General features: G+C 73.0%; 20 protein-coding genes and 1 pseudogene. 16 read left to right on the top strand and 5 right to left on the bottom strand.

Features of this window, described 5'->3' with window-relative positions; translation table 11 throughout:
• Positions 1-418: 418 nt before the first annotated feature.
• Together ACZ6JS_RS26710 and ACZ6JS_RS26705 are read right to left on the bottom strand one after the other, a co-directional pair.
• Complete coding sequence (locus ACZ6JS_RS26710) at positions 419-700, bottom strand: Lrp/AsnC family transcriptional regulator (RefSeq protein ID WP_031153079.1); 282 nt, start codon at positions 698-700, stop codon at positions 419-421.
• Positions 697-1,431, bottom strand: a complete 735-nt coding sequence (locus tag ACZ6JS_RS26705; RefSeq protein ID WP_469301569.1) for a rhomboid family intramembrane serine protease — start codon at positions 1,429-1,431, stop codon at positions 697-699. The genes ACZ6JS_RS26710 and ACZ6JS_RS26705 overlap by 4 nt, the downstream gene beginning before the upstream one ends.
• Positions 1,432-1,555: 124 nt before the next feature.
• Here ACZ6JS_RS26705 and ACZ6JS_RS26700 point away from each other — a divergent pair, with 124 nt between their 5' ends.
• From ACZ6JS_RS26700 to ACZ6JS_RS26670, 7 genes and pseudogenes are all read left to right on the top strand, one after another.
• Entirely contained in the window at positions 1,556-1,795 is a 240-nt protein-coding gene (locus tag ACZ6JS_RS26700) for a hypothetical protein (protein WP_008738811.1), read from the top strand.
• A 43-nt stretch (positions 1,796-1,838) separates the two neighbouring features.
• Positions 1,839-3,203: an NYN domain-containing protein gene (locus tag ACZ6JS_RS26695; RefSeq protein WP_469301610.1), complete on the top strand. Its 1,365-nt coding sequence runs from the start codon at positions 1,839-1,841 to the stop codon at positions 3,201-3,203.
• A 253-nt stretch (positions 3,204-3,456) separates the two neighbouring features.
• A complete protein-coding gene (locus tag ACZ6JS_RS26690) occupies positions 3,457-4,485 on the top strand; it encodes a C40 family peptidase (RefSeq protein WP_469301567.1) in 1,029 nt (342 codons plus the stop codon).
• 220 nt (positions 4,486-4,705) lie between these two features.
• The gene (locus tag ACZ6JS_RS26685; protein ID WP_469301565.1) at positions 4,706-5,770 is read left to right on the top strand and encodes a C40 family peptidase; all 1,065 of its coding nucleotides are present in this window, start codon (positions 4,706-4,708) and stop codon (positions 5,768-5,770) included.
• Between the two features lie 66 nt (positions 5,771-5,836).
• Positions 5,837-6,967, top strand: coding sequence for a hypothetical protein (locus ACZ6JS_RS26680; RefSeq protein WP_469301564.1), 1,131 nt, complete (start codon positions 5,837-5,839; stop codon positions 6,965-6,967).
• Positions 6,968-6,987: 20 nt separating this feature from the next.
• The gene (locus tag ACZ6JS_RS26675) at positions 6,988-8,130 is read left to right on the top strand and encodes a glycosyltransferase family 4 protein (protein WP_469301562.1); all 1,143 of its coding nucleotides are present in this window, start codon (positions 6,988-6,990) and stop codon (positions 8,128-8,130) included.
• Between the two features lie 107 nt (positions 8,131-8,237).
• Positions 8,238-9,853, top strand: a pseudogene (locus ACZ6JS_RS26670) (GMC oxidoreductase).
• A 36-nt stretch (positions 9,854-9,889) separates the two neighbouring features.
• Here ACZ6JS_RS26670 and ACZ6JS_RS26665 read toward each other — a convergent pair.
• Positions 9,890-11,686, bottom strand: coding sequence for an AMP-dependent synthetase/ligase (locus ACZ6JS_RS26665; RefSeq protein WP_469301561.1), 1,797 nt, complete (start codon positions 11,684-11,686; stop codon positions 9,890-9,892).
• A gap of 243 nt (positions 11,687-11,929) precedes the next feature.
• Between ACZ6JS_RS26665 and ACZ6JS_RS26660 the strand changes: the two genes are divergently transcribed.
• From ACZ6JS_RS26660 to ACZ6JS_RS26635, 6 genes are all read left to right on the top strand, one after another.
• A complete protein-coding gene (locus ACZ6JS_RS26660; protein WP_469301559.1) occupies positions 11,930-12,748 on the top strand; it encodes a metallophosphoesterase family protein in 819 nt (272 codons plus the stop codon).
• Positions 12,749-12,883: 135 nt separating this feature from the next.
• Entirely contained in the window at positions 12,884-13,324 is a 441-nt protein-coding gene (locus ACZ6JS_RS26655; RefSeq protein WP_030850114.1) for an SRPBCC family protein, read from the top strand.
• A gap of 113 nt (positions 13,325-13,437) precedes the next feature.
• A complete protein-coding gene (locus ACZ6JS_RS26650) occupies positions 13,438-14,595 on the top strand; it encodes an ArsA family ATPase (RefSeq protein WP_469301557.1) in 1,158 nt (385 codons plus the stop codon).
• A gap of 72 nt (positions 14,596-14,667) precedes the next feature.
• Positions 14,668-15,132 (top strand): DUF5304 domain-containing protein, encoded by a 465-nt coding sequence (locus tag ACZ6JS_RS26645; protein WP_469301556.1) that lies wholly within the window; start codon positions 14,668-14,670, stop codon positions 15,130-15,132.
• Positions 15,133-15,193: 61 nt separating this feature from the next.
• Positions 15,194-16,135 carry an ROK family glucokinase gene (locus tag ACZ6JS_RS26640; RefSeq protein ID WP_469301555.1) on the top strand — a complete coding sequence of 314 codons (942 nt, stop codon included), beginning with the start codon at positions 15,194-15,196 and terminating at the stop codon, positions 16,133-16,135.
• 68 nt (positions 16,136-16,203) lie between these two features.
• Entirely contained in the window at positions 16,204-16,965 is a 762-nt protein-coding gene (locus ACZ6JS_RS26635; RefSeq protein ID WP_469301553.1) for an endonuclease/exonuclease/phosphatase family protein, read from the top strand.
• Between the two features lie 159 nt (positions 16,966-17,124).
• On the opposite strand, the gene ACZ6JS_RS26630 is transcribed toward ACZ6JS_RS26635, so the two are convergent.
• Together ACZ6JS_RS26630 and ACZ6JS_RS26625 are read right to left on the bottom strand one after the other, a co-directional pair.
• Complete coding sequence (locus tag ACZ6JS_RS26630) at positions 17,125-17,715, bottom strand: hypothetical protein (protein ID WP_469301552.1); 591 nt, start codon at positions 17,713-17,715, stop codon at positions 17,125-17,127.
• Positions 17,708-18,493 carry an alpha/beta hydrolase gene (locus ACZ6JS_RS26625; RefSeq protein ID WP_469301550.1) on the bottom strand — a complete coding sequence of 262 codons (786 nt, stop codon included), beginning with the start codon at positions 18,491-18,493 and terminating at the stop codon, positions 17,708-17,710. The genes ACZ6JS_RS26630 and ACZ6JS_RS26625 overlap by 8 nt, the downstream gene beginning before the upstream one ends.
• Before the next feature lie 170 nt (positions 18,494-18,663).
• On the opposite strand from ACZ6JS_RS26625, the gene ACZ6JS_RS26620 reads away from it, so the two are divergent.
• The 3 genes from ACZ6JS_RS26620 to ACZ6JS_RS26610 are packed head-to-tail and all read left to right on the top strand — an operon-like array spanning position 18,664 to position 21,352.
• Entirely contained in the window at positions 18,664-19,395 is a 732-nt protein-coding gene (locus ACZ6JS_RS26620) for a lysophospholipid acyltransferase family protein (protein WP_469301609.1), read from the top strand.
• A 35-nt stretch (positions 19,396-19,430) separates the two neighbouring features.
• Complete coding sequence (macS, locus tag ACZ6JS_RS26615; protein ID WP_469301549.1) at positions 19,431-20,648, top strand: MacS family sensor histidine kinase; 1,218 nt, start codon at positions 19,431-19,433, stop codon at positions 20,646-20,648.
• Between the two features lie 59 nt (positions 20,649-20,707).
• Positions 20,708-21,352, top strand: coding sequence for a response regulator transcription factor (locus ACZ6JS_RS26610; RefSeq protein ID WP_359122858.1), 645 nt, complete (start codon positions 20,708-20,710; stop codon positions 21,350-21,352).
• The last annotated feature ends 70 nt before the right edge of the window (positions 21,353-21,422 follow it).

Below are 21,422 nucleotides of genomic sequence, written 5' to 3'. Positions count from 1 at the left end.
ACCGGGTACAGCCGAGACATACCCGCACGCGCCGAGCCGAGGAGACACCCCGGCGGCGGCCCCCCGCCACCGACCGGCCCCGCCCCACCGCGCCCCCGCGGGGGACACCACCGAGCCGCCCCCGTCCCGCCGCGCCGTGCCGAGGACACTCCCGAGCCGGCCGCAGGACACCCCGCACCGGAGGGCCGTCCACCGCCGAGCCGCCCGCAGGGCCCCGGCCCCGCCGCACCGAGCCGAGGACACTCCCGGGCCGGCCGCAGGACATCCCCCCGCCGGAGCGGGCCCGCACACTGCCGAGCACCCCGCAGGGCCCCGGTCCCGCCGGGCCGGCCGCAGGGCACCCCCGCCGGAGCGAGCCGTACACCGCCGGGCCGTCCGCAGGAGGAGAGCCCGCGGTACGGGACGGCCGAAGCCGGCGCTAGGCGTCCAGGCCGATGGCGAACGCCGCCTCCAGGTCGTGCTGCGAATACGTGCGGAACGCCACGTGCGTGTCCGTCGCCTCGACGCCCGGGATCTTGCTGATGCGGCCGGGGATGATGTCGGCCAGGTTCTCGTGGCGGTTCACACGGACCAGCGCGATCAGGTCGTACGTCCCCGTGACGGAGTAGACCTCGCTGACGTTTTCGAGGGCGGCGATGGACTCGGCGATCTCGGGGATGCGGTCCACGCTGGTCTTGATGAGCACGATCGCGGTGATCACGGCTGGCTGTCTCCCTCGGTGGCCGTCGCTGGTCGACTCACTCTAGTCGTACCCCGATAGCGGGCCCACGCGTAGAGGAAGCCGAGCGAGAACCCCACGAGATGGGCCAGATAGGCGACTCCGGGCCCGCTCTCCGCGCGGTGCGCGGCCACCCACTGGAGGGCGAACCAGAACAGCAGCACCAGCCATGCGGGGAACCGCAGCGGCAGGAAGAACAAGAAGGGGAACAGGCTCGTCACCCGCGCCCGCGGCAGCAGGTACAAGAACGCCCCCAGGACGGCCGAGATCGCTCCCGACGCGCCCACCAGTGTCTGCGCGGACTCCGCGTTGGCCGCCGCGTACGCCGCCAGGGCCAGGTAGCCCGTACAGAGGTAGAAGACGAGGAACGCCGGGCGGCCCATGCGCTCCTCGGCCATCGCGCCGAAGACGAAGAGGAAGAGCATGTTGCCGAGCAGGTGCAGCCAGCTGCCGTGGACGAACAGCGCGGTGAGCGGTGTCAGCCAGGCGCGCGGCGTGTCCGTGAAGAGTTCGTCCGGGACCACGCCCCAGCGCCGGAAGTACGCGGTGCCCGCCGCCAGCAGTTCGTCCCCCGTCCCGTAGCCCGGGTTGAGCCCTGAGGCAGGGCTCAGGACGAACACCACTCCGCAGCCCGCGATCAGCGCGTGGGTGACCACCGGTCCCCGGGCAGCCTCGCGCAGGGCCCGCCACCTTACGATCATGTGACAGAGCATGACGCAACGCGACCCACCTGAAGCGGTGGCAGGCCGTAGGGTTACGAGCTGCGGTGCGCAGGCCGGCGCGGACGGCCGAACGGACCGCTTTAATTGAATCAGCTACGAAGGAGTGAGCAGCCCGATGACGGTTCCCCTGCCGACCGACACCACGCGGTGGCGCTGCACCCTGTGCGGCAACCTCACGCGCTTCGACGTCACCCGTTCGTCGAAGGTCGTCGAGTACGTCCACCTGGACCTCGCCGGGGAGCCCAAGGTCGAGGAGCGCGAGGTGGTCAATGAGACCATCGAGTCGGTCCGCTGCCGCTGGTGCAACGCGGTGGACCAGATCGAACTCGTGGACAGGCCGGGCGCGGACTCCTGACGGAGCCCCGTCCGCAGGTAGACCATCACGGTAGGGGTGACGGATTGTGGAGCCAGCAAGCGGCGCCGGGCCGGCCGAGGCGGCCGGCGACGCCGCGGAGGCGCTCGACCGCCCGCTGCCGGAAGGCGTGCGGCGCCGGGTCGTCGCGCTCGTCTCGGACGCCTTCGGCGCGCTGACGGTCGCGGACCTGCCGGCGCAGCTGCGCCAGTACGCCCGCTTCACCCCGACCCGGCGCGCCAAGTTCGCGGGCAACGCCATGGCCGCGGCGGTCGAGACCGACCCGGTGTTCCGCGGCCGGGTCGCCGAGAAGTTGCGCGAGGCCCAGGCCGACCTGGCCGGCGCGCTGGAGTCCGGCGCGCCGCCGGCCGCCGCGGACCCGCTGGACGTGGCGGCCGCCGCGTTCGTCCTGCGGCCCGCCGGATGGGTCAAGCTCGTGGCCGCCGCGGGCGAGGAGGCGCAGCGCGCCGACGCCGAGCGGGTCGGCGAGGAGACCCGGCGCGAGCTGCAGCGCCTGCGCGAGGAGCTGGAGCACGTACGGGAACTGCAGCGCACGGGCGGTGAGCAGGTACGGGTCGAGCTGGAGGCGGCGCGGAAGGAAGCGGAATCGCTTCAGCGCCGGCTGCGCAGCGCCCTCAGCGACGTCAAGCGCGGCGAGGCGGCCCTGCGGAAGGTGACCGCCGAGATCGACGGGATCCGCAGCGAGGCGGCGACCCGTGTGGCGGCCGCCGAGAGCGAGAGCCGGCGGCTCAAGTCCCGTCTCGCGGAGGTGGAGACGGCGCTGGAGACCTCGCGCCGGGCCACCCGCGAGGGGCGCAGCATCGAGGACATGCGGCTGCGGCTGCTGCTGGACACCGTGCTGGACGCCGCGCAGGGGCTGCGTCGCGAGCTGGCGCTGCCTCCGGTCAACACCCGCCCGGCCGACACGGTGGACGCCGTGGAGCCGGGCCGGATGACGCCGAAGGACATCGCGGCGCGTGCCCTGTCGGAGACCGATCCGGCTCTGCTGGACCAGTTGTTGGCGCTGCCGCAGGCCCATCTGGTCGTCGACGGCTACAACGTGACCAAGACCGGCTATCCGACGATGCCGCTGGAGAAGCAGCGGCTGCGGCTGCTGGGCGGGCTGTCGATGCTGGCCGCCCAGACCGGCGCGGAGATGACCTGTGTCTTCGACGGCGCGGAGCTGGCGGCCCCCGTGCTGCTGGCGCCGCCGCGCGGTGTGCGGGTGCTGTTCTCCAAGGCCGGGGTGACGGCGGACGAACTGATCCGACAGCTGGTGCGGGCGGAGCCGCCCGGGCGGCCGGTGGTCGTGGTGTCCACGGACCGCGAGGTCGCCGACGGAGTGGCCAAGGCCGGGGCGCGGCCCGTAACGTCCGCTTTGTTGCTGAAGCGGCTTTCGCGCGTTTCCTAACTCCCGCCCCGAATGCCGGAATTGGTGGGTCATGTGGAGGACACACCGTCAAGTGCCCGGCACGGAGCGTGCGGTGAAGGTAAAGAACCTGGTCGGGGGCTGAGTTTTTTCCCGACAGGATTTGAACTGATCACAGCTGGGTCACTAGGGTCTGCTCAAACCTTCGTGCGGTAGATCACTCATTCGGGGTGGCAGCGAAGGGTGCTGCCGAGTTGCGTTCTTCGGCGGCTCTAGGAAGAAGGAGCTCGCCTTCGTGGCGTCCCACCGTCGACCCAAGCAGCCGACCCGCGCTCGTGTGACCGTGCTCACCTCGGTCGCGGCCGCGGCCGTCGCCCTCACCGCGCAGAGCGCCTCCGCCGCTCCGGCCAAGCCGAGCAAGGACGAGGTCAAGAGCCAGGTCGACGCCCTCTACGAAGAGGCGGAGCAGGCCACCGAGAAGTTCAACGGGGCCAAGGAGCGCCAGGCGACGCTCGAGAAGGAGATCGGGCAGATCCAGGACCAGGTCGCGCGCGGCCAGAGCGAGCTCAACGACCTGCGCAGCGCGCTCGGTTCGATGGCGAGCGCCCAGTACCGCAGCGGCGGCATCGACCCCTCTCTCGCCCTCCTCCTCTCCGAGGACCCCGACGGCTACCTCGACAAGGCCTCCACCCTGGAGCACCTGAGCGGCAAGCAGGTCGAAGCGGTCCAGAAGATCCAGGCGAAGCAGCGCACCCTCGCGCAGCAGCGCCAGGAGGCTTCCGGCAAGCTCGCCGACCTCGACGCCACCCGCAAGGAACTCGCCGAGAAGAAGAAGGTCTCGTCCGAGAAGCTCGCCGCGGCCCAGGCCATCCTCAACACCCTTACGGCACAGGAGCGCGCCGCCCTCAAGGACGAGGAGACGCGCGCCAGCCGCGCCGACGGCCAGCGCGTCGAACTCGGCGACGTCAAGGCTTCCGGCCGGGCCGGTGCCGCCCTCGCGGCCGCCAAGACCAAGGTGGGCAGCGCGTACATCTCGGGCCACGAGGGACCCAACTCCTTCGACTGCTCCGGGCTGACCCAGTGGGCGTACAAGCAGGCCAACGTCAGCATCAGCCGCGTGACCTACACGCAGGCGAACGACGGCACGCGTATCAGCCGCAGCCAGCTCCAGCCCGGTGACCTGGTCTTCTTCTACGGCGACCTGCACCACGTCGGCCTGTACGCCGGCAACAACATGACGCTGCACGCCTCGAACCCGCGCGGCGGCGTCAAGTACGAGTCGATGGACAACATGCCGTTCCAGTTCGGCGTCCGCATCGGCTGACGCCCCGCGCACCGCCCATCCGGGCGAATTCCACGGCCCCGCTCTGACCACACGCCCCGCCGGTGACCTGCGTCTCCGGCGGGGCGTCGGTGCGTGTGCCCTCCGGCGGTCGTTGGCCGGTGCGTGGCCGCACGGCTACTGTCTGCCAGCGCGGAACCGGGCACACGGCCGTCCACGGGGGCGGACCCGGGCCGCGCTCAGCGGAAGGGAGCGGGTTCACGTGGCGTCCCATCGCCGGCCCGGGCTCGGCGGCCTCGACCGGAACACGAAGGTCACCGTCCTCACCGCCGCCGCGGCCACCGCCGCGGTCGCCATGGCGGGCGCACCCGCGAGCGCGGCCCCCGGCCACCCGCACGAGCCCGGCGGCGGCGCGAGATCCGGTGTCAGCGCCCAGGTCGACCGGCTCTTCGAGGAGGCCGAGCAGGCCACCGAGCACTTCAACGAGGCGGGCGAGAAGGCCGACAGGCTGCGCGTCGAGGTCAACCGGGCCCAGGACGCCGTCGCCCGCGGCCAGGAGCGCATCAACACCATGCGCGGCGTCCTCGGCACCTTCGCCGGGGCCCAGTACCGCAGCGGCGGCATCGACCCCGCCGTCGGGCTGATGCTGGCCGAGGACCCCGACGCCTACCTGGAGCAGGCCGCCGCCCTGGACCGGCTGACCGAGCGCCAGGCCCGGCAGCTCCACGAGCTGCGCCAGGAGCAGCGCCGACTCGGCCAGGTGCGCTCGGAGGCCTCCCGCAAGCTCGCCGAACTCGACGCCCTGCGCTCCGACGTCGCCCGCCACAAGCGCTCCGTCACCGCGAAGCTCGCCGCGGCCCAGCGGCTCCTCAACTCCATGCCGTCCGAGGAGCGGGCCGACTTCGAGCGCTCCTCACGCTCCGGCGGGCGCCACGAGGCACTGCCCGACCTCGGCCCCATGGGCGCCGGAGGCCCCTCCTCCGGCCGCGCCGCGGCCGCCGTGACGGCCGCCCGGGCCGCCGTCGGACGCCCGTACGTGTGGGGCTCCACCGGCCCCTCCGGCTTCGACTGCTCCGGGCTGATGGTCTGGTCCTACCGGCAGGCGGGCGTCTCCCTGCCGCGCACCTCGCAGGCCCAGCGGCACGCCGGGCGGCAGGTGCCGCTGTCGCAGGCCCGCCCGGGCGACCTGGTGACGTACCGCTCCGACGCCAGCCACGTCGGCATGTACGTCGGCAACGGCCAGGTGGTCCACGCTCCCTACCCCGGCGCCCGGGTGCGCTACGACCCGGTCGGGATGATGCCGGTGTCGGCGGTGACCCGCCCCTGACCCCGCAGGCGGCGGACCGCCCCCCGCCGCCCCCGCCGCCTGCGGCGCCCTGCGTACGATCGGCGGATGCTCCCCGTCCGCCGTCCGTCGCGCATCCTGCCGCTCGTGGCGCTCCTCCTGGGCGTGCTGCTCGCCGGCTGCGGCCCGCGGCCGGCCGGTCCCGCCGGCACCGCCGAGCAGGAGGTCCGCCGGGCCGTCGCCGACTGGTCGCGGACCGTGCCCGAGGCGCTCGCGGGGATCCCGCTGACGGACTGGGCCTACGAGGTCTCCTCGGTACGGCGCGACGGCGCGCGGGCCCTCGCGGCCTCCAGGCTGCGCTACCGGCTGGCCGGCTACGACACCGCCCCCGAGGAGGCGGCGCGCGAGGTGGAGCTGGTCCGCGATGGCGGGGCCTGGCGGGTGGGCGCCGACCGGCCCGCGCCGGGCGCCCTGCCGCAGCTGTGGGACCAGGGCCCGGTCTTGGTGGCCGCCGGTGCGCACTCCCTGGTCCTCGGCGGGGCCGGGCAGAGCGCCGACACGCTGCGGGGGATCGCCGCCGAGGCCGACCGCGCCGTGCCCGCCGCGAGCGCGGCCTGGCCCGGGCCCTGGGCGGGCCGGGTGGTCGTACTGGTCCCCGGCTCGCTCGACGCGATGGCCCGGCTGCTGGGCCGCCCCGCCGACACCTACCGGGGGCTCGGCGCCGTCACCGCCGGCCGCGTGGGGGCCGGACCGGCCCCCGCGGACCGGGTCGTGGTCAATCCGGAGGGGTACGCAGGGCTGGGAGCGGAGGGCCGGCGGATCATCCTGACCCACGAGGTCACCCACGTGGCCACCCGCGCGGCGACCTCCGCGGCCACTCCGCTGTGGCTCTCCGAGGGCTTCGCGGACTGGGCCGCGTACCGGGGTGCCGCCACGGCCCCCGCGCAGGCCGCCCCGGCGCTCGCCCGGGCGGTGCGGCGCGGCGAGCTGCCGGGTGAGCTGCCGCGGACGGAGGACTTCGCCTTCGGCGGGGACGCGGACGCCGCGGCACGGGCGTACGAGGGGGCGTGGCTGGCCTGCCGGCTGATCGCGGCGCAGTGGGGCGGGAAGGCCCTGGCGGAGCTGTACGGACGGGCCGGGCGGGAGCCGCTGGAGACCGCCCTGCGGTCGGTCCTCGGGGTGGACCGGGCCGGGCTGACGAAGGCATGGCAGGAGTCCCTTCGCGAGGAACTGCGCTGAACGGGTACTGTCGGCAGGCGATGCACAAGACCCTGATCGTGACCAACGACTTCCCGCCGCGACCGGGCGGCATCCAGGCCTTCCTCCACAACATGGCGCTACGGCTGGATCCCGACCGGGTCGTCGTCTACGCCTCCACCTGGAAGCACAGCGCGGAGGGCCGCGCGGCCACCGCCGCCTTCGACGCGGAGCAGCCGTTCCAGGTGGTGCGCGACCGTACGACGATGCTGCTGCCGACCCCGCACGTGACGCGGCGGGCCGTCGGCCTGCTGCGCGAACACGGCTGCGAGTCGGTGTGGTTCGGGGCCGCCGCCCCGCTCGGCCTGATGGGCCCGGCGCTGCGGCGGGCCGGCGCCCGGCGGATCGTGGCGACCACCCACGGCCACGAGGCGGGCTGGGCCCAGCTGCCGGCCGCGCGTCAGCTGCTGCGCCGGATCGGCGAGGGCACGGACACCCTCACGTACCTGGGGGAGTACACGCGCTCCCGGATCGCTTCGGCCGTCACCGACCGGGCGGCGGCGCGGATGGTCCAACTCCCGCCGGGGGTCGACGAGAAGACCTTCCACCCGGCGTCGGGCGGCGACGAGGTCCGGGCCCGCCTCGGCCTCTCGGACCGGCCCGTGGTGGTGTGCGTGTCCCGGCTGGTCCCGCGCAAGGGCCAGGACACGCTGATCGAGTCCATGCCGCGGATCCTCGCCGCGGTCCCCGACGCGGTGCTGCTGATCGTCGGCGGCGGACCGTACGAGGCGGACCTGCGGGCGCTGGCCGAGGCCACGGGCGTGACCCGCTCGGTGGTCTTCACGGGAGCCGTTCCGTGGTCCGAACTCCCCGCGCACTACGGCGCGGGCGACGTCTTCGCCATGCCCTGCCGGACCCGGCGGGGCGGCCTCGACGTGGAGGGGCTCGGCATCGTCTACCTGGAGGCATCGGCGACGGGCCTGCCGGTGGTCGCGGGCGACTCGGGCGGTGCGCCGGATGCGGTGCTGGAAGGCGAGACGGGCTGGGTCGTGCGCGGCGGTGCCCCCGAGGAGGCCGCGGACCGGATCGTGGCACTGCTCCAGGACCCGGACCTGCGCGCCCGCATGGGCGAACGCGGTCGCGCCTGGGTCGAGGAGAAGTGGCGCTGGGACCTCCTGGCGGAGCGCCTGCGCGAGCTGCTGTAGCGGGCTCCGCCCCGGGTGGGCGGCCGCCCAGCCACGTCTGACTGTTCCTCGGATGTCTGTCAACACCGCGTCTGGGCGGACGGCCGGAATCCGCTCATGATGCGGCCATGACACCCAATCTGACGCGCCGTCAAATGCTGGGACTCGGCGCACTCTCGACCGCCGCCGCACTCGGCTTCACACGGATCGGGGCGGCCTCCGCCGCCGCCGTCGAGCCCGCTGCCGCCCACTACGCCCCGGCCATCGTCGTCGGCTCCGGCTACGGCTCGGCCGTCGCCGCCCTGCGGCTCGGGCAGGCGGGCGTGCGGACCGTCGTCCTGGAGATGGGCCGGCTGTGGGACACCCCCGGGCCCGACGGCAAGGTCTTCCCCTCCACCTCCGCCCCCGACCACCGCTCCATGTGGTACCGCACCCGCACCGAGGCCCCGCTCGCGCAGTTCCTCTGGCTCGACGTGGTCAACCGCGACATCAGCCCGTACCCCGGCGTCCTGGACCGCGTGAACTACGGCGGCATGTCCGTCTACGTGGGGCGCGGCGTCGGCGGCGGGTCCCTCGTCAACGGCGGCATGGCGCCCGCACCGAGGCGCTCGTACTTCACCGAGGTCTTCCCCGGGGTCGACGCCGACGAGATGTACGGCACCTACTACCCGCGCGCCCGCTCCATGCTCGGCGTGAACGACATCGACCCGGCCTGGTTCGAATCCACCGCGTGGTACCGCTTCGCCCGGATCTCCCGCAAGCACGCCCACAACACCGGCCTGAAGACCGTGTTCGTGCCCAACGTCTACGACTTCGACCACATGAAGCGCGAGGCCGCCGGCACCGCACCCCGCTCGGCGCTGGCCGGAGAGGTCATCTACGGCAACAACCACGGGAAGAAGAGCGTCGACAAGACCTACCTCGCCGCCGCCATCGGCACCGGCAACGTCACCATCGAGACCATGCAGCGCGTGGTCGGCGTGCGGCCCGACCCGGCCGGCGGATACGTCCTGACGGTGCGGACCGGCGACCACACCGGGAAGGTCACCCAGGTCCGCGAACTCGGCTGCCGGCAGCTCTTCCTCGGCGCCGGAAGCCTGGGCACCACCGAGATCCTGCTGCGGGCCCGCGAGACCGGCACGCTGCCCGCGCTCAGCGACAGGGTCGGGCTCGGCTGGGGCCCCAACGGCAACGTCATGACCGCGCGCGCCAACCACCTCTGGGACACGGTCGGCGCCGACCAGGCCACCATGCCGGCGCTGGGCATCGACGACTGGGACAACGCCGCGAACCCGGTCTTCGCCGAGATCGCCCCGCTCCCCATGGGCCTCGAACACTGGATCTCGATGTACCTGGCCATCACCAGGAACCCCGAGCGCGGGCACTTCACCTACGACGCGGCCACCGACTCCGCCCGCCTGAACTGGCGGCGCGAGCAGAACACCCCCGCGGTCGGCGCGGCGAAGAACCTCTTCGACCGCATCAACCGGCGCAACTTCACGATCTACCGCTACGACCTCTTCGGGGGGAACCGGGCCTTCGCCGACGACTTCACCTACCACCCGCTCGGCGGCTGCGTCCTCGGGGACGCGACCGACGCCTACGGGCGGGCCAAGGGCCACCAGGGGCTCTACGTCGTGGACGGCTCCCTGGTCCCGGGGTCCTCGGCGTGAACCCGTTCCTCACCATCACCGCCCTCGCCGAGCGGAACATGGCACGGATCCTCGCCGAGGACACCCGCTGACGGCGGCCCGCGGCCACGGGCCCCGCCGACGCGGGATCAGCCGCGGTAGAGCGCCTCGATCTCGTCCGCGTAGTCCTTCGCCACCACGTTGCGCTTGAGCTTCAGCGACGGCGTGATGTGACCCGACTCCTCCGTGAACTGGGAGGGCAGAATGCGGAATTTCCGCACCGATTCCGCCTTGGAAACCGCCGCATTGCCGTCGTCGATCGCCTTCTGGACGGCGGCGATGAGGTCCTCGTCCTCGCGCAGCTCCGCCGCCGTGACACCGGCCGGCTTGCCGTTCTCCGCCGCCCAGCGGCCGAGGAACTCCTCGTCGATCGTGACCAGCGCGGCCACGAACGGCCTCGCGTCGCCGACCACCATGCACTCCGCGACCAGCGCGTGCGCCCGGATCCGGTCCTCGATCACGGCCGGCGCGACGTTCTTGCCGCCCGCCGTGACGATGAGCTCCTTCTTGCGACCGGTGATCGTGAGGTAGCCGTCCTCGTCGAGGGTGCCCACGTCGCCGGTGTGGAACCAGCCGTCGGTCAGCGCCTCGGCGGTCGCCGCCTCGTTGTTCCAGTACCCCGTGAAGATCTGCTCGCCGTGCAGCAGCACCTCGCCGTCGTCCGCGATGCGCACCACCGAGCCCGGCATCGGCTGGCCGACCGTACCGATCTTCTGCTTGTCCCACGGGTTGAAGGTGGTCGCGGCACAGGACTCGGTCAGGCCGTAGCCCTCCAGGACCGTGAAGCCGATGCCGCGGAAGAAGTGGCCGAGCCGCTCGCCCAGCGGCGCGCCGCCGGAGATCGCGTACTCGCCGCGCCCGCCCAGGACCGCGTGCAGCTTGCTGTAGACCAGCTTCGAGAAGATCTTGTGCTTGAGCTTCAGTCCGAACGACGGGCCGCGCGGGGAGTCCAGCGCACGGCTGTAGGCGATGGCCGTGTCGGCCGCCGCGTCGAAGATCTTCCCCTTGCCCTCGGCCTGCGCCTTGGCACGCGCCGAGTTGTAGACCTTCTCGAAGACCCGGGGGACGCCGAGGATCAGCGTGGGGCGGAAGGACTGCAACTCGTCGGTCAGGTTCTTGATGTCCGGTACGCAGCCCAGGCGGATCGGCGCCAGTACGGCCGCCACCTCCACCAGGCGGCCGAAGACGTGCGCGGCCGGCAGGAACAGCAGCACCGAGCACTCGCCGGTCCTGAACAGCGGGCTCAGGCGCTCCACCGCGTTGCCGCACTCCGCGAAGAAGTTGCGGTGGGTCAGCACACAGCCCTTGGGGCGGCCGGTGGTGCCCGAGGTGTAGACGATGGTGGCCGGGTCGTCGGCGTTGGCGAGGCTGCTGCGCTCCTCGACCTCGGCGTCGGTGACGGCCGCGCCCGCCGCCTTCAGCGCCTCCACCGCCCCCTGCTCGATCTCCCAGACCTCGCGCAGCTCCGGCAGCCGGTCGCGCAGCGAGGCCACGGCCTTGCCGTGCCCGGCGCTCTCCACGACGACCGCGACGGCGCCGGAGTCGCCGAGGATCCATTGGATCTGCTCGGGGGAGCTGGTCTCGTACACGGGCACGGTGACGCCGCCCGCGCTCCAGATCGCGAAGTCGATCAGCACCCACTCGTAACGGGTGCGGGAGATCAGGGCGACGCGGTCGCCCGGGCGGACGCCGGCCGCGATCAGGCCCTTGGCCGTGGCACGGACCTCGGCCAGGAACTCGGTCGCCGTCACGTCCTGCCACCGGCCGTCGGCCTTGCGGCTCATCACGGCGGTGTCTGGGTGCTGAGCGGCGTTGCGGCGGATGAGATCCGTCAGGTTCCCGTCCGACGGGACCTCGTACAGGGCCGGAAGGCTGAACTCGCGCAAGACTGCTGCTCCTCTGGGCGCCATCGCCACCATGTGGACCGACCGGACGTTACCCACCGGTAGTGGGTTCCCGATAGAGGGAACCGGCCAGATGTTCCGTGCGTCACATTCTGCACTCACACGGCCGCGCCCCAACGTGCCGACAGTAGTCGACCCCTCTGGCGACTCGGAAGTAACCGCAGGTAGGCCGACCTTTCACAGCGCCACTACCCCGCCCCCACGAGTCCCCCTAGGGTTGTCCGCATGGCTGGCACCAAGCGGGGCGAGAACGGCGGCGGCACGAGCGGATCGAGCCGCACGCGGGTCCACGTCGTGAGCGACGTCCACGGCAACACCGAAGCCCTCGCCCGCGCCGGCGAGGGCGCCGACGCCCTCATCTGCCTCGGCGACCTCGTCCTCTTCCTCGACTACGCCGACCACTCGCGCGGCATCTTCCCCGACCTGTTCGGCGTCGAGAACGCCGACCTCATCGTCGAGCTGCGCACCCAGCGCCGCTTCGACGAGGCCCACGCCCTCGGCCGGCGGCTGTGGGCGGGCCTCGACCGCGAACAGGTGATCGAGGACGCCGTGCGCCGCCAGTACGCCGAGATGTTCGCCGCCTTCCCCCGCCCCACCTACGCCACCTACGGCAACGTCGACATCCCGACCCTGTGGCCCGAGTACGCGGACCGCCACGGCCTCACCGTGCTCGACGGACAGCGCGTCGAGATCGCCGGCCGCGTCTTCGGTTTCGTCGGCGGCGGACTGCCCTCGCCCATGCGCACCCCCTACGAAGTGGACGTGGAGGAGTACGCCGCCAAGGTCGAGGCCCTCGGCGAGGTCGACGTCCTGTGCTCGCACATCCCACCGGAAGTACCCGAGCTCTGCTACGACACCGTCGCACGCCGCTTCGAACGCGGCAGCGAGGCCCTGCTGGCCGCCATCCGCCGCACCCGGCCCCGCTACGCCCTCTTCGGCCACGTCCACCAGCCGCTGGTCCGACGGATGCGGATCGGCGCCACCGAGTGCGTGAACGTCGGACACTTCGCGTCGACCGGCCGCCCATGGGCCATGGAGTGGTGAGAACCGGCCTGTTCCACACCGCCGGCACCGGGCCCGGGGAGCCACTGGAGTGGCGGCGTCCGCACGCGCGGTAGCCTTCACGCGGCGGCCGGAGGCCGTACACATCCTCGAACACACTCCGGAGGAGCGACCGCGATGGCGGAACACACCAGCTCAAGCATCACGATCGACGCCGCGCCCGGCGACGTGATGGCCGTGATCGCCGACTTCGCCCGCTACCCCGAGTGGACCGGCGAGGTGAAGGAGGCCGAAGTCCTCGCCACCGACGCCGCGGGCCGGGCCGAGAAGGTCCGGCTGCTGCTCGACGCGGGCGCGATCAAGGACGACCACACCCTCGCCTACACCTGGAAGGGCACGGACGAGGTCAGCTGGACCCTGGACAAGTCCCAGATGCTGCGCCAGCTCGACGGCTCCTACCGGCTGGCACCGGTGGACGGCGGCAAGCGCACCGAGGTCACCTACCAGCTGACCGTCGACGTCAAGATCCCCATGCTCGGCATGATCAAGCGCAAGGCCGAGAAGGTCATCATCGACCGCGCCCTGGCGGGCCTGAAGAAGCGCGTCGAGTCCGTCTGAGCCCACCCGGCACCCGGGGCGGTGCCGCGCCCACCTCGGCGCGGCACCGCCCCGCGGCGTCCCGCCGCACACCCCGCACGGCGACGCCCCCCACCGATCCGGAGCACCCGCACATGCACACCCTGCTCATCACCGGCCCCGGCGGATCCGGGCGGACCACCGTGGCGGCGGCCACCGCCCTCGCAGCGGCCCGCGGGGGGCGACGGGTGCTGCTGCTCTCCGGCGACCCGGGCGACCCGCTCACCGAACTGCTCGGCGACCCGCTCCCGCCCGGCCTGAGCGTCGCCCAAGTGGACTGCGGCCAGGAGTTCCGCGACGAACTCGTCGCCCTCCAGGAACGCGGATCCGCACTGCTCTCCATGGTCGGCGCCCGGCCCCTGGCCGCCGAGGAACTCACCGAACTGCCCGGCTCCGAACAGTTCGCCCTGCTCCGCGCCCTGCGACGGGCCGCCGCCGCACCCGACACCGACCTCGTCGTCGTCGACCTGCCCCCGCTCCAACAAGCCGTCGCCACCCTCGCCCTCCCCGCCCAGCTGCGCCGCTACCTCGCCCGCCTGCTCCCCACCGAGAAGCAGGCCGCCCGCGCCCTGCGGCCCGTGCTGGCCCAGCTGGCCGGCGTGCCCATGCCCGCCCAGTGGCTCTACGAGGCCGCCGCGCGCTGGGACGAGGAGCTGGCCGCCGTGCAGGCCGTCATCGAGGCCGACACCACCGAGGTACGCCTGGTCGCCGAGCCCGGCCCGGCCGCCGCCGACGCGCTCCGGCTGGGCCGCCTCGGCCTCGCCCTCCAGCAGCTGCCCGTCCGCGCCGTGGTCGCCAACCGGATGGTCCCGCACGCCTCCGCCGGCCCCTGGCTCGCCGGGCTCGCCGCCCAGCAGGAGAAGTACGCCGCCGAGTGGGCCGGCGACGGCCCCGTCGTCGCCGTCGCCCACCTCGGCCCCGACCCCCGGGGACAGGACGACCTCGACCGGCTCGCCGCACCGGGCGGACTCGTCCCGGACGCGCCCGCACCCCGCCGCGCCTGGACCGTCGAGGACCGGCTCGCCGAGGACGGCGTCCTCGTCTGGGTGGTTCCGCTGCCCGGCGCGCGCAAACGCGACCTCGACCTCGTCCGCCGCGGCGACGAGCTGCTGCTGACCGCGGGCCCCCACCGCAGGATCGTTCTCCTCCCCTCGGCGCTGCGCCGGTGCACCGTCTCCGGCGCCGCCCTCACCGAAGGCGAGCTCCGTATCCGCTTCACCCCGGACCCCGGCCTGTGGCCCCGTACGCGCTGAACCGGATACCCCCGTTCGGGTACCGTCGAAGGTAGACAGCACGCACGCCCAGCCGCCGCAGGAGAGTCCGCCATGAGCGAGGCCACCGACCGCCCCACCGACGACGACGCCTGGGCCAAGGCCTGCGCCGAGGACCTCGCCGCCGAGAAGGAGCGCCTGCGCGGGCAGGACCGGTCCGGATCCGGGGCCACCGGCACCGCCGCCGAGGAGCTGTTCAAACTCTTCGAGGCCGTCGCCGACAAGGTCTCCGGCCTGAACAACCCGCTGTTCGGCGCCGCCGCACAGGGCGCGGTCCGCCAGATCGTCGACCAGGCGAAAACCGCCGCGAAGCCCGTCGTCGAACGCAACCCCGAGGTCTTCGACCACCTCGCGGCCGCCGGGTCCGAGCTGCTCGCCGCCTACCGCTCCGCCGTCGAGGGCCACGAGGGCCGCTGGACCCGGGGAGAGACCAGGGCACCCCGAAAGGCCTCCGAAGACCGCGACCCCCGCGGGGACGGCCCCGACGACGGTCCCGCCGAGCGGATCGATCTCGACTGAACCCCCGACGCCCTCGGGTACCGTTGGCCGTGGCGGGGTTTGACCGGAAACCGAGGGACTAATGGGACTCACCATCGGCGTCGACATCGGCGGCACGAAAATCGCGGCCGGCGTGGTCGACGAAGAGGGCACGATCCTTGAGACGTACAAGGTGCCCACCCCGCCGACCGCGGACGGAGTGACGGAGGCCATCTGCGCCGCCGTGTCCGAGGTCAGCAGCAACCACACCATCGAGGCCGTAGGCATCGGCGCCGCCGGATACGTGGACGACAAGCGCGCGACCGTGCTCTTCGCGCCGAACATCAACTGGCGCCACGAGCCGCTCAAGGACAAGGTCGAGCAGCGCATCGGCCTGCCCGTCGTCGTCGAGAACGACGCGAACTGCGCGGCCTGGGGCGAATACCGCTTCGGCGCCGGCCAGGGCCACGACGACGTCATCTGCATCACGCTCGGCACCGGCCTGGGCGGCGGCATCATCATCGGCAACAAGCTGCGGCGCGGACGCTTCGGCGTCGCCGCCGAGTTCGGCCACATCCGGGTCGTCCCGGACGGCCTGCTGTGCGGCTGCGGCAGCCAGGGATGCTGGGAGCAGTACGCCTCCGGGCGCGCCCTCGTCCGCTACGCCAAGCAGCGCGCCAACGCCACCCCCGAGAACGCGACGATCCTGCTCGCGCTCGGCGACGGCACCCCCGACGGCATCGAGGGCAAGCACATCAGCGAGGCCGCCCGGCAGGGCGACCTCGTGGCTGTCGACGCCTTCCGCGAGCTGGCCCGCTGGGCCGGCGCGGGACTGGCCGACCTGGCCTCCCTCTTCGACCCGTCCGCCTTCATCGTCGGCGGCGGCGTCTCCGACGAGGGCGACCTCGTCCTCGACCCGATCCGCAAGTCCTTCAAGCGCTGGCTGGTCGGCGGTGCCTGGCGCCCGCACGCCCAGGTGCTCGCCGCGCAGCTCGGCGGCAAGGCCGGACTCGTCGGCGCGGCCGACCTGGCCCGCCAGGGCTGAGCCCTTCCACCCGGACCGCCCGCCGCGCCCCCTGGGGGAGCGGCGGGCGGCTGCGTATCTTGCGGTACATGGACCAGTTGCCGCCCTCGCTGCCGAAGTCCCGTACGGAGCCCGACGGTTCCGCCGTGATCCGGGTGCTCAGCTACAACATCCGCTCCCTGCGCGACGACGAGGAGGCGCTCGTCCGGGTCATCCGGGCCTGTGAGCCGGACCTGGTCCTCGTGCAGGAGGCGCCGCGGTTCTTCCGATGGCGCAAACACGCGGCACGGCTCGCCGCCAAATGCGACCTGGTGGTACTGGGCGGAGGCGCGACCGCGACCGGCCCGCTGCTGCTGTGCTCGCTGCGGGTCTTCGTGGAGCGGACGCAGGACGTACTGCTGCCGCACACGCCCGGCCTGCACCGCCGGGGCCTGGCCACCGCGGTCGTCCGCATCGGCGGCGTGCGCCTGGGCGTGGTCTCGGCCCACCTTTCCCTGGACCGGGTTCAGCGGCGCGAGCAGGCGGACCTCCTCCTCGACCGGGTCGACGCGCTGGACACCCCGTACGGGATCGCCGCGGGCGACGTCAACGAGGGTCCGGACGGCCCCGCCTTCCGCCGGCTCGCCGGCGCGCTGCAGGACTGCTGGTCGGTGGCGCCCTGGGGCGGGGAGCGGACCTTCCCGGCGGCGGCGCCGGACCAGCGGATCGACGCGGTCTTCGCCACGGCCGGAGTGGAGGTGCTGGCCTGCGGGGTCCCGGCGGGGCTGGCGGGGGTCTCGGCCACGGACCTGCGGTCGGCGACGGACCACCTGCCGGTGCTGGCCGCGCTCCGCCTCCCGGCCGCGCCGTAGCCGGCCGCCCGGTGCCGCGCCGCTGAGCGGGGGGTGCCGCCGAGCCCGGGGCTTCGCCCCGATGCCCCGCGCTCGTGCGCCGGCGGGGCCGGAGCGTGCGGCGATGCCTCCGGCGGGAGCCGGGGCGCGGCGGGGCCTCGGCCCCGCCTGCCCGTCCGGTCAGACGACGGCGCCGCGGCCCGGGTCGTCGTCCTCGTCGTCGCCGTGCTGCATGCGGGCGACCAGCGTCGCGAAGCCTCCCAGGAAGCCCCCGATGCCCAGGGTCGTCAGCCACCAGGTCATGTCCCACTGCAGCAGCACCGCCAACAGCAGGAGCACCGGACCGCCGACCACCGCGAGCCACGCGAACTTCGCCGTCGTGTCCGCGGGCGGGAGCTCCGGCTCCGGCTGGACGAAATGGCCCTCGTCCGCCGGAGTCAGGTCGTCGTCCTCCGGCTCCGCCAGCGAATGGTCACGGGGACCCGTCATGCCCACGCCCGGGGCGAAGACCACCGAGCTGCCCAGCGCGGGTGCCGCCGCCGGCGGCTCGGGCTTCGACTCCGGCTCGGGCTTCGGCTTGCCGTCCGAGCCCGGCTCCGGGGGCAGCGGCTTGACGTCCTCCTCGGGAAGCAGGAGGTTCTCGATCGGCCGGAACGGCCGGGACCCCGGCGGGTCCGGCGGCTCCTGCCCGTACCCGGCCACGATCGCGGCCCACGCCGCTTCCTCGTCCAGCGGCGGGATACCGCCCGACTGCTCCTCGTGCTCAGCCACCGGCCTCCGCCCCCTCCCTCTCCCTGCCCACGCTCTCCGCCAGTCGGCCGACGAACGCAAAACTGTCCGCGAAGATCCGCTCCGCGTCATGGTCCAACGTCGCGACGTGGTAGCTCTGTTCCAGCAGGGTCTCGGTGACGTCCGTCGAGGAGACCCGGGCCAGCACCCGCGCCGAGTCGACGGGCGGCACGACGTGGTCCTGCGGGCTGTGCAGGAGCAGCAGCGGCTGGGTCACCTGCGGCAGCTCGGCGTCCACCAGCTGCAGGAACTTCCGCAGCGAGTGCGCGGCCCGCGTCGGGACCCGGTCGTAGCCGACCTCCACCGAGCCCGGCTTCGCGATGTCACTGGCGATGCCCGGCGTCGACCGGATGAAGTGCCGGGCCACGGGAAGGGCGAAGGCCAGCGGGTCATGCACCTTGTTGGCCGGGTTGACGAGCACGATGCCGCTGATGGCGTCCCCGTGCTTGGCCGCCAGCCGCAGGGTCAGCGCGCCACCCATCGACAGTCCGAAGACGAACACCTGCGTGCACCGCTCCGACAACTCGCGCAGGGCGCGGTCCACCTCGGCGTACCAGTCCTGCCAGCCCGTGAGCTGCATGTCCTGCCAGCGCGTCCCGTGCCCGGGCAGCAGCGGAAGCGACACCGTCAGGCCCCGCCCGGCGAGGTACTCGGCCCAGGGACGGAGGGACTGCGGGGAACCGGTGAAGCCGTGGCAGAGGAGGACGCCGACCTCTCCGCCCTCGTGGCGGAACGGCTCGGCTCCAGGGAGGACGGGCACCAGGGTCTCCTTGATCATGACGTACGTCGGGCGGGTGCGTTGCTCTGTGTGACTTCAAGGTACGCGACCGGGGTGGCACCGGCCAGGGTCGTCGGGCTCCTGCCGGCGGGGGCACGGGATAAGGTCTGTTCGACAGACACAGGAAGGCTTTCGAGTTGATCTACGGCGCAATGAAGTTCTCCATCGGCGGTTCGCTGAAACTCGCGTTCAGGCCGTGGGTGGAGGGCCTCGAGAACATTCCCGCGGAGGGGCCGGCGATCCTCGCGAGCAACCACCTGTCCTTCTCCGACTCCTTCTTCCTGCCGGCCGTGCTGGACCGGAAGGTGACCTTCATCGCGAAGGCGGAGTACTTCACCTCCCCCGGAGTCAAGGGCAGGCTGACCGCCGCGTTCTTCAAGGGCGTCGGCCAGCTCCCGGTGGACCGCTCCGGCGCCCGGGGCGCCGGCGAGGCGGCCATCAAGAGCGGCATCGACGTCATCGAGCGCGGTGAGCTGTTCGGTATCTACCCGGAGGGCACGCGTTCACCCGACGGACGCCTCTACCGCGGCAAGCCCGGCGGCCTGGCCCGCGTGGCACTGGCCACCGGAGCGCCCGTGATCCCCGTCGCGATGATCAACACGGAGAAGATCCAGCCGCCCGGCAAGGTCATCCCCAAGCTCATGCGCCCCGGCATCCGGATCGGCAAGCCCCTGGACTTCAGCCGCTACCACGGCATGGAGGGCGACCGCTTCATCCTGCGCTCGGTGACCGATGAGGTCATGTACGAGATCATGAAGCTCTCCGGCCAGGAATACGTCGACATCTACGCGACGGCGGCCAAACGCCAGATCGCCGACGCCGAGAAAGCGGCCAAGGACGCCGAGAAGGCGGCCAAGGCGGAGAAGGCCGACAAGGGCGAGTAGCGGCGGGCGGTACCGCCCGTCAGGGGGTGGGGGAGATGGCGAAACGCGAACGCGTCGTACGCATGTCGGTCGAGCAGCCGCTCTGGCGTGCCCTGACCGCGTACCGGCTGCTGACCATGGTCTACGCGGTGCTGCTGTTCGCTGCGGCGTACGAGCAGTTCCCGCACCCCTGGCCCGCGGCCGGCTACCTCGCGGTCCTCGCCGGGTGGACGATCGCGACCTTCCGCAAGGTGTCGAACGCCGCGAGCTGCACCAAGGGGTTCCTCGTCGCCGACCTCACCGTCGCGATCGTCGGGATCCTGCTGACGCCGATCGTCGACACCCACGAGCGGATCATCGGCGGCGGCCCCACCCTCCCCACCATCTGGACCGCGGGCGCGGTCCTCGGCTTCGCGATCAAGGGCGGCTGGCGCTGGGCCTGCTTCGCCTCCACCTTCGTGGCCATGGCCAACATCCTCGTCCACAGCGGCCAGCCCACCCGGGACACCCTGCACAACGTCCTGCTGGTCTGGGTCGCCTCCGTGGCCATCGGCTACGTCGTCGAGGTCGCCCGGGCCAGCGAGAACACCCTCGCCCGCGCCCTGGAGATCGAGGCCGCCACCCGCGAGCGCGAGCGCCTCGCCCGCGACATCCACGACGGCGTCCTGCAGGTCCTGGCCATGGTCCAGCGCCGCGGCTCCGAACTGGGCGGCGAGGCCGAGGAACTCGGCAGGATGGCGGGGGAGCAGGAGGTGGCGCTGCGCACGCTCGTCTCCAGCGGCCTGGTGCAGCCCTCCCGGGTCTCCAGCGACGAGTCGCGCGGCGCACTGGTGGACACGTACGACGACGACGAGCCCGGCGCGGACGACGGCGAGCTGGACCTGCGCACGCTCCTCGCCCCGCACGCCGGGTCCCGGGTGAGCTTCGCCGAGCCGGGCACCCCCGTACCGCTGCCCGTGCCCGCCGCGAAGGAGCTGGCGGCAGCCGTCGGCGCGGCCCTCGACAACGTACGCAAGCACGCCGGGGAAGGGGCCAGGGCCTGGATCCTGGTCGAGGACTGGGGCGACGAAGTGATAGTCACCGTCCGCGACGACGGCCCAGGCATCCCGGCGGGCCGCCTCGACCAGGCCGCTGGCGAGGGCCGGATGGGAGTGGCCCTGTCCATCCGCGGCCGGCTGCGCGACCTCGGCGGCAGCGCCGACCTGGTGTCCGTCCCCGGGCAGGGCACCGAAGTGGAACTGAAGGTACCCAGGGGCAGGACGGACAAGAAGTGAGCGAGCGAACCGACGTGAACAACCCGCAGCAGCCGCAGGAGCAGCGCGAGATCCGGGTGATGGTCGTCGACGACCACCCGATGTGGCGCGATGCGGTGGCCCGCGACCTGGCCGCCGCCGGCCTCGACGTGGTGGCCACCGCCGGCGACGGCCCCGAGGCGGTACGCCGGGCCCGCGCGGTCACCCCCGACGTCCTGGTCCTCGACCTCAACCTGCCCGGCATGCCGGGGGTGCAGGTCTGCAAGGAGCTGGTCGGCGCCAACCCGGCGCTGCGGGTCCTGGTCCTGTCGGCCAGCGGCGAGCACGCGGACGTGCTGGAGGCGGTGAAGTCCGGTGCGACCGGCTACCTGTTGAAGTCCGCGGGCGCCCAGGAGCTGATCGACGCCGTCCGCCGCACCGCGGCCGGGGACCCGGTCTTCACGCCGGGCCTGGCCGGCCTGGTGCTCGGCGAGTACCGGCGCCTGGCCACCGACCCCGTGCCGACCGCCTCGGACGAGCCGAAGGCGCCGCAGCTGACCGACCGCGAGACCGAGGTGCTGCGGCTGGTGGCCAAGGGGCTCTCGTACAAGCAGATCGCCGAGCGGCTGGTCATCTCCCACCGCACCGTGCAGAACCACGTCCAGAACACCCTGGGCAAGCTGCAGTTGCACAACCGTGTGGAGCTCGTCCGGTACGCGATAGAGGCCGGTCTCGACGACGCGTAAGCCCCGCTCGCACGGCCGTCGATCGTACTTACGTCCTCGTACGAGTGAACGGGCGTACGCAACGCCCCGC

This window comes from Streptomyces sp. NPDC046349, assembly GCF_055587885.1.
This window is presented reverse-complemented; position numbering and strand designations above follow the sequence as displayed.

Bases quoted from the DNA above. Each gene is read 5' to 3' on its own strand.
- ACZ6JS_RS26705 (WP_469301569.1), bottom strand. From the start codon at position 1,431: ATGCTCTGTCACATGATCGTAAGGTGGCGGGCCCTGCGCGAGGCTGCC.
- ACZ6JS_RS26700 (WP_008738811.1), top strand. From the start codon at position 1,556: ATGACGGTTCCCCTGCCGACCGACACCACGCGGTGGCGCTGCACCCTG.
- ACZ6JS_RS26680 (WP_469301564.1), top strand. From the start codon at position 5,837: ATGCTCCCCGTCCGCCGTCCGTCGCGCATCCTGCCGCTCGTGGCGCTC.
- ACZ6JS_RS26675 (WP_469301562.1), top strand. From the start codon at position 6,988: ATGCACAAGACCCTGATCGTGACCAACGACTTCCCGCCGCGACCGGGC.
- ACZ6JS_RS26660 (WP_469301559.1), top strand. From the start codon at position 11,930: ATGGCTGGCACCAAGCGGGGCGAGAACGGCGGCGGCACGAGCGGATCG.
- ACZ6JS_RS26655 (WP_030850114.1), top strand. From the start codon at position 12,884: ATGGCGGAACACACCAGCTCAAGCATCACGATCGACGCCGCGCCCGGC.
- ACZ6JS_RS26650 (WP_469301557.1), top strand. From the start codon at position 13,438: ATGCACACCCTGCTCATCACCGGCCCCGGCGGATCCGGGCGGACCACC.
- ACZ6JS_RS26645 (WP_469301556.1), top strand. From the start codon at position 14,668: ATGAGCGAGGCCACCGACCGCCCCACCGACGACGACGCCTGGGCCAAG.
- ACZ6JS_RS26640 (WP_469301555.1), top strand. From the start codon at position 15,194: ATGGGACTCACCATCGGCGTCGACATCGGCGGCACGAAAATCGCGGCC.
- ACZ6JS_RS26635 (WP_469301553.1), top strand. From the start codon at position 16,204: ATGGACCAGTTGCCGCCCTCGCTGCCGAAGTCCCGTACGGAGCCCGAC.
- ACZ6JS_RS26620 (WP_469301609.1), top strand. From the start codon at position 18,664: ATGAAGTTCTCCATCGGCGGTTCGCTGAAACTCGCGTTCAGGCCGTGG.
- macS (WP_469301549.1), top strand. From the start codon at position 19,431: ATGGCGAAACGCGAACGCGTCGTACGCATGTCGGTCGAGCAGCCGCTC.
- ACZ6JS_RS26610 (WP_359122858.1), top strand. From the start codon at position 20,708: ATGGTCGTCGACGACCACCCGATGTGGCGCGATGCGGTGGCCCGCGAC.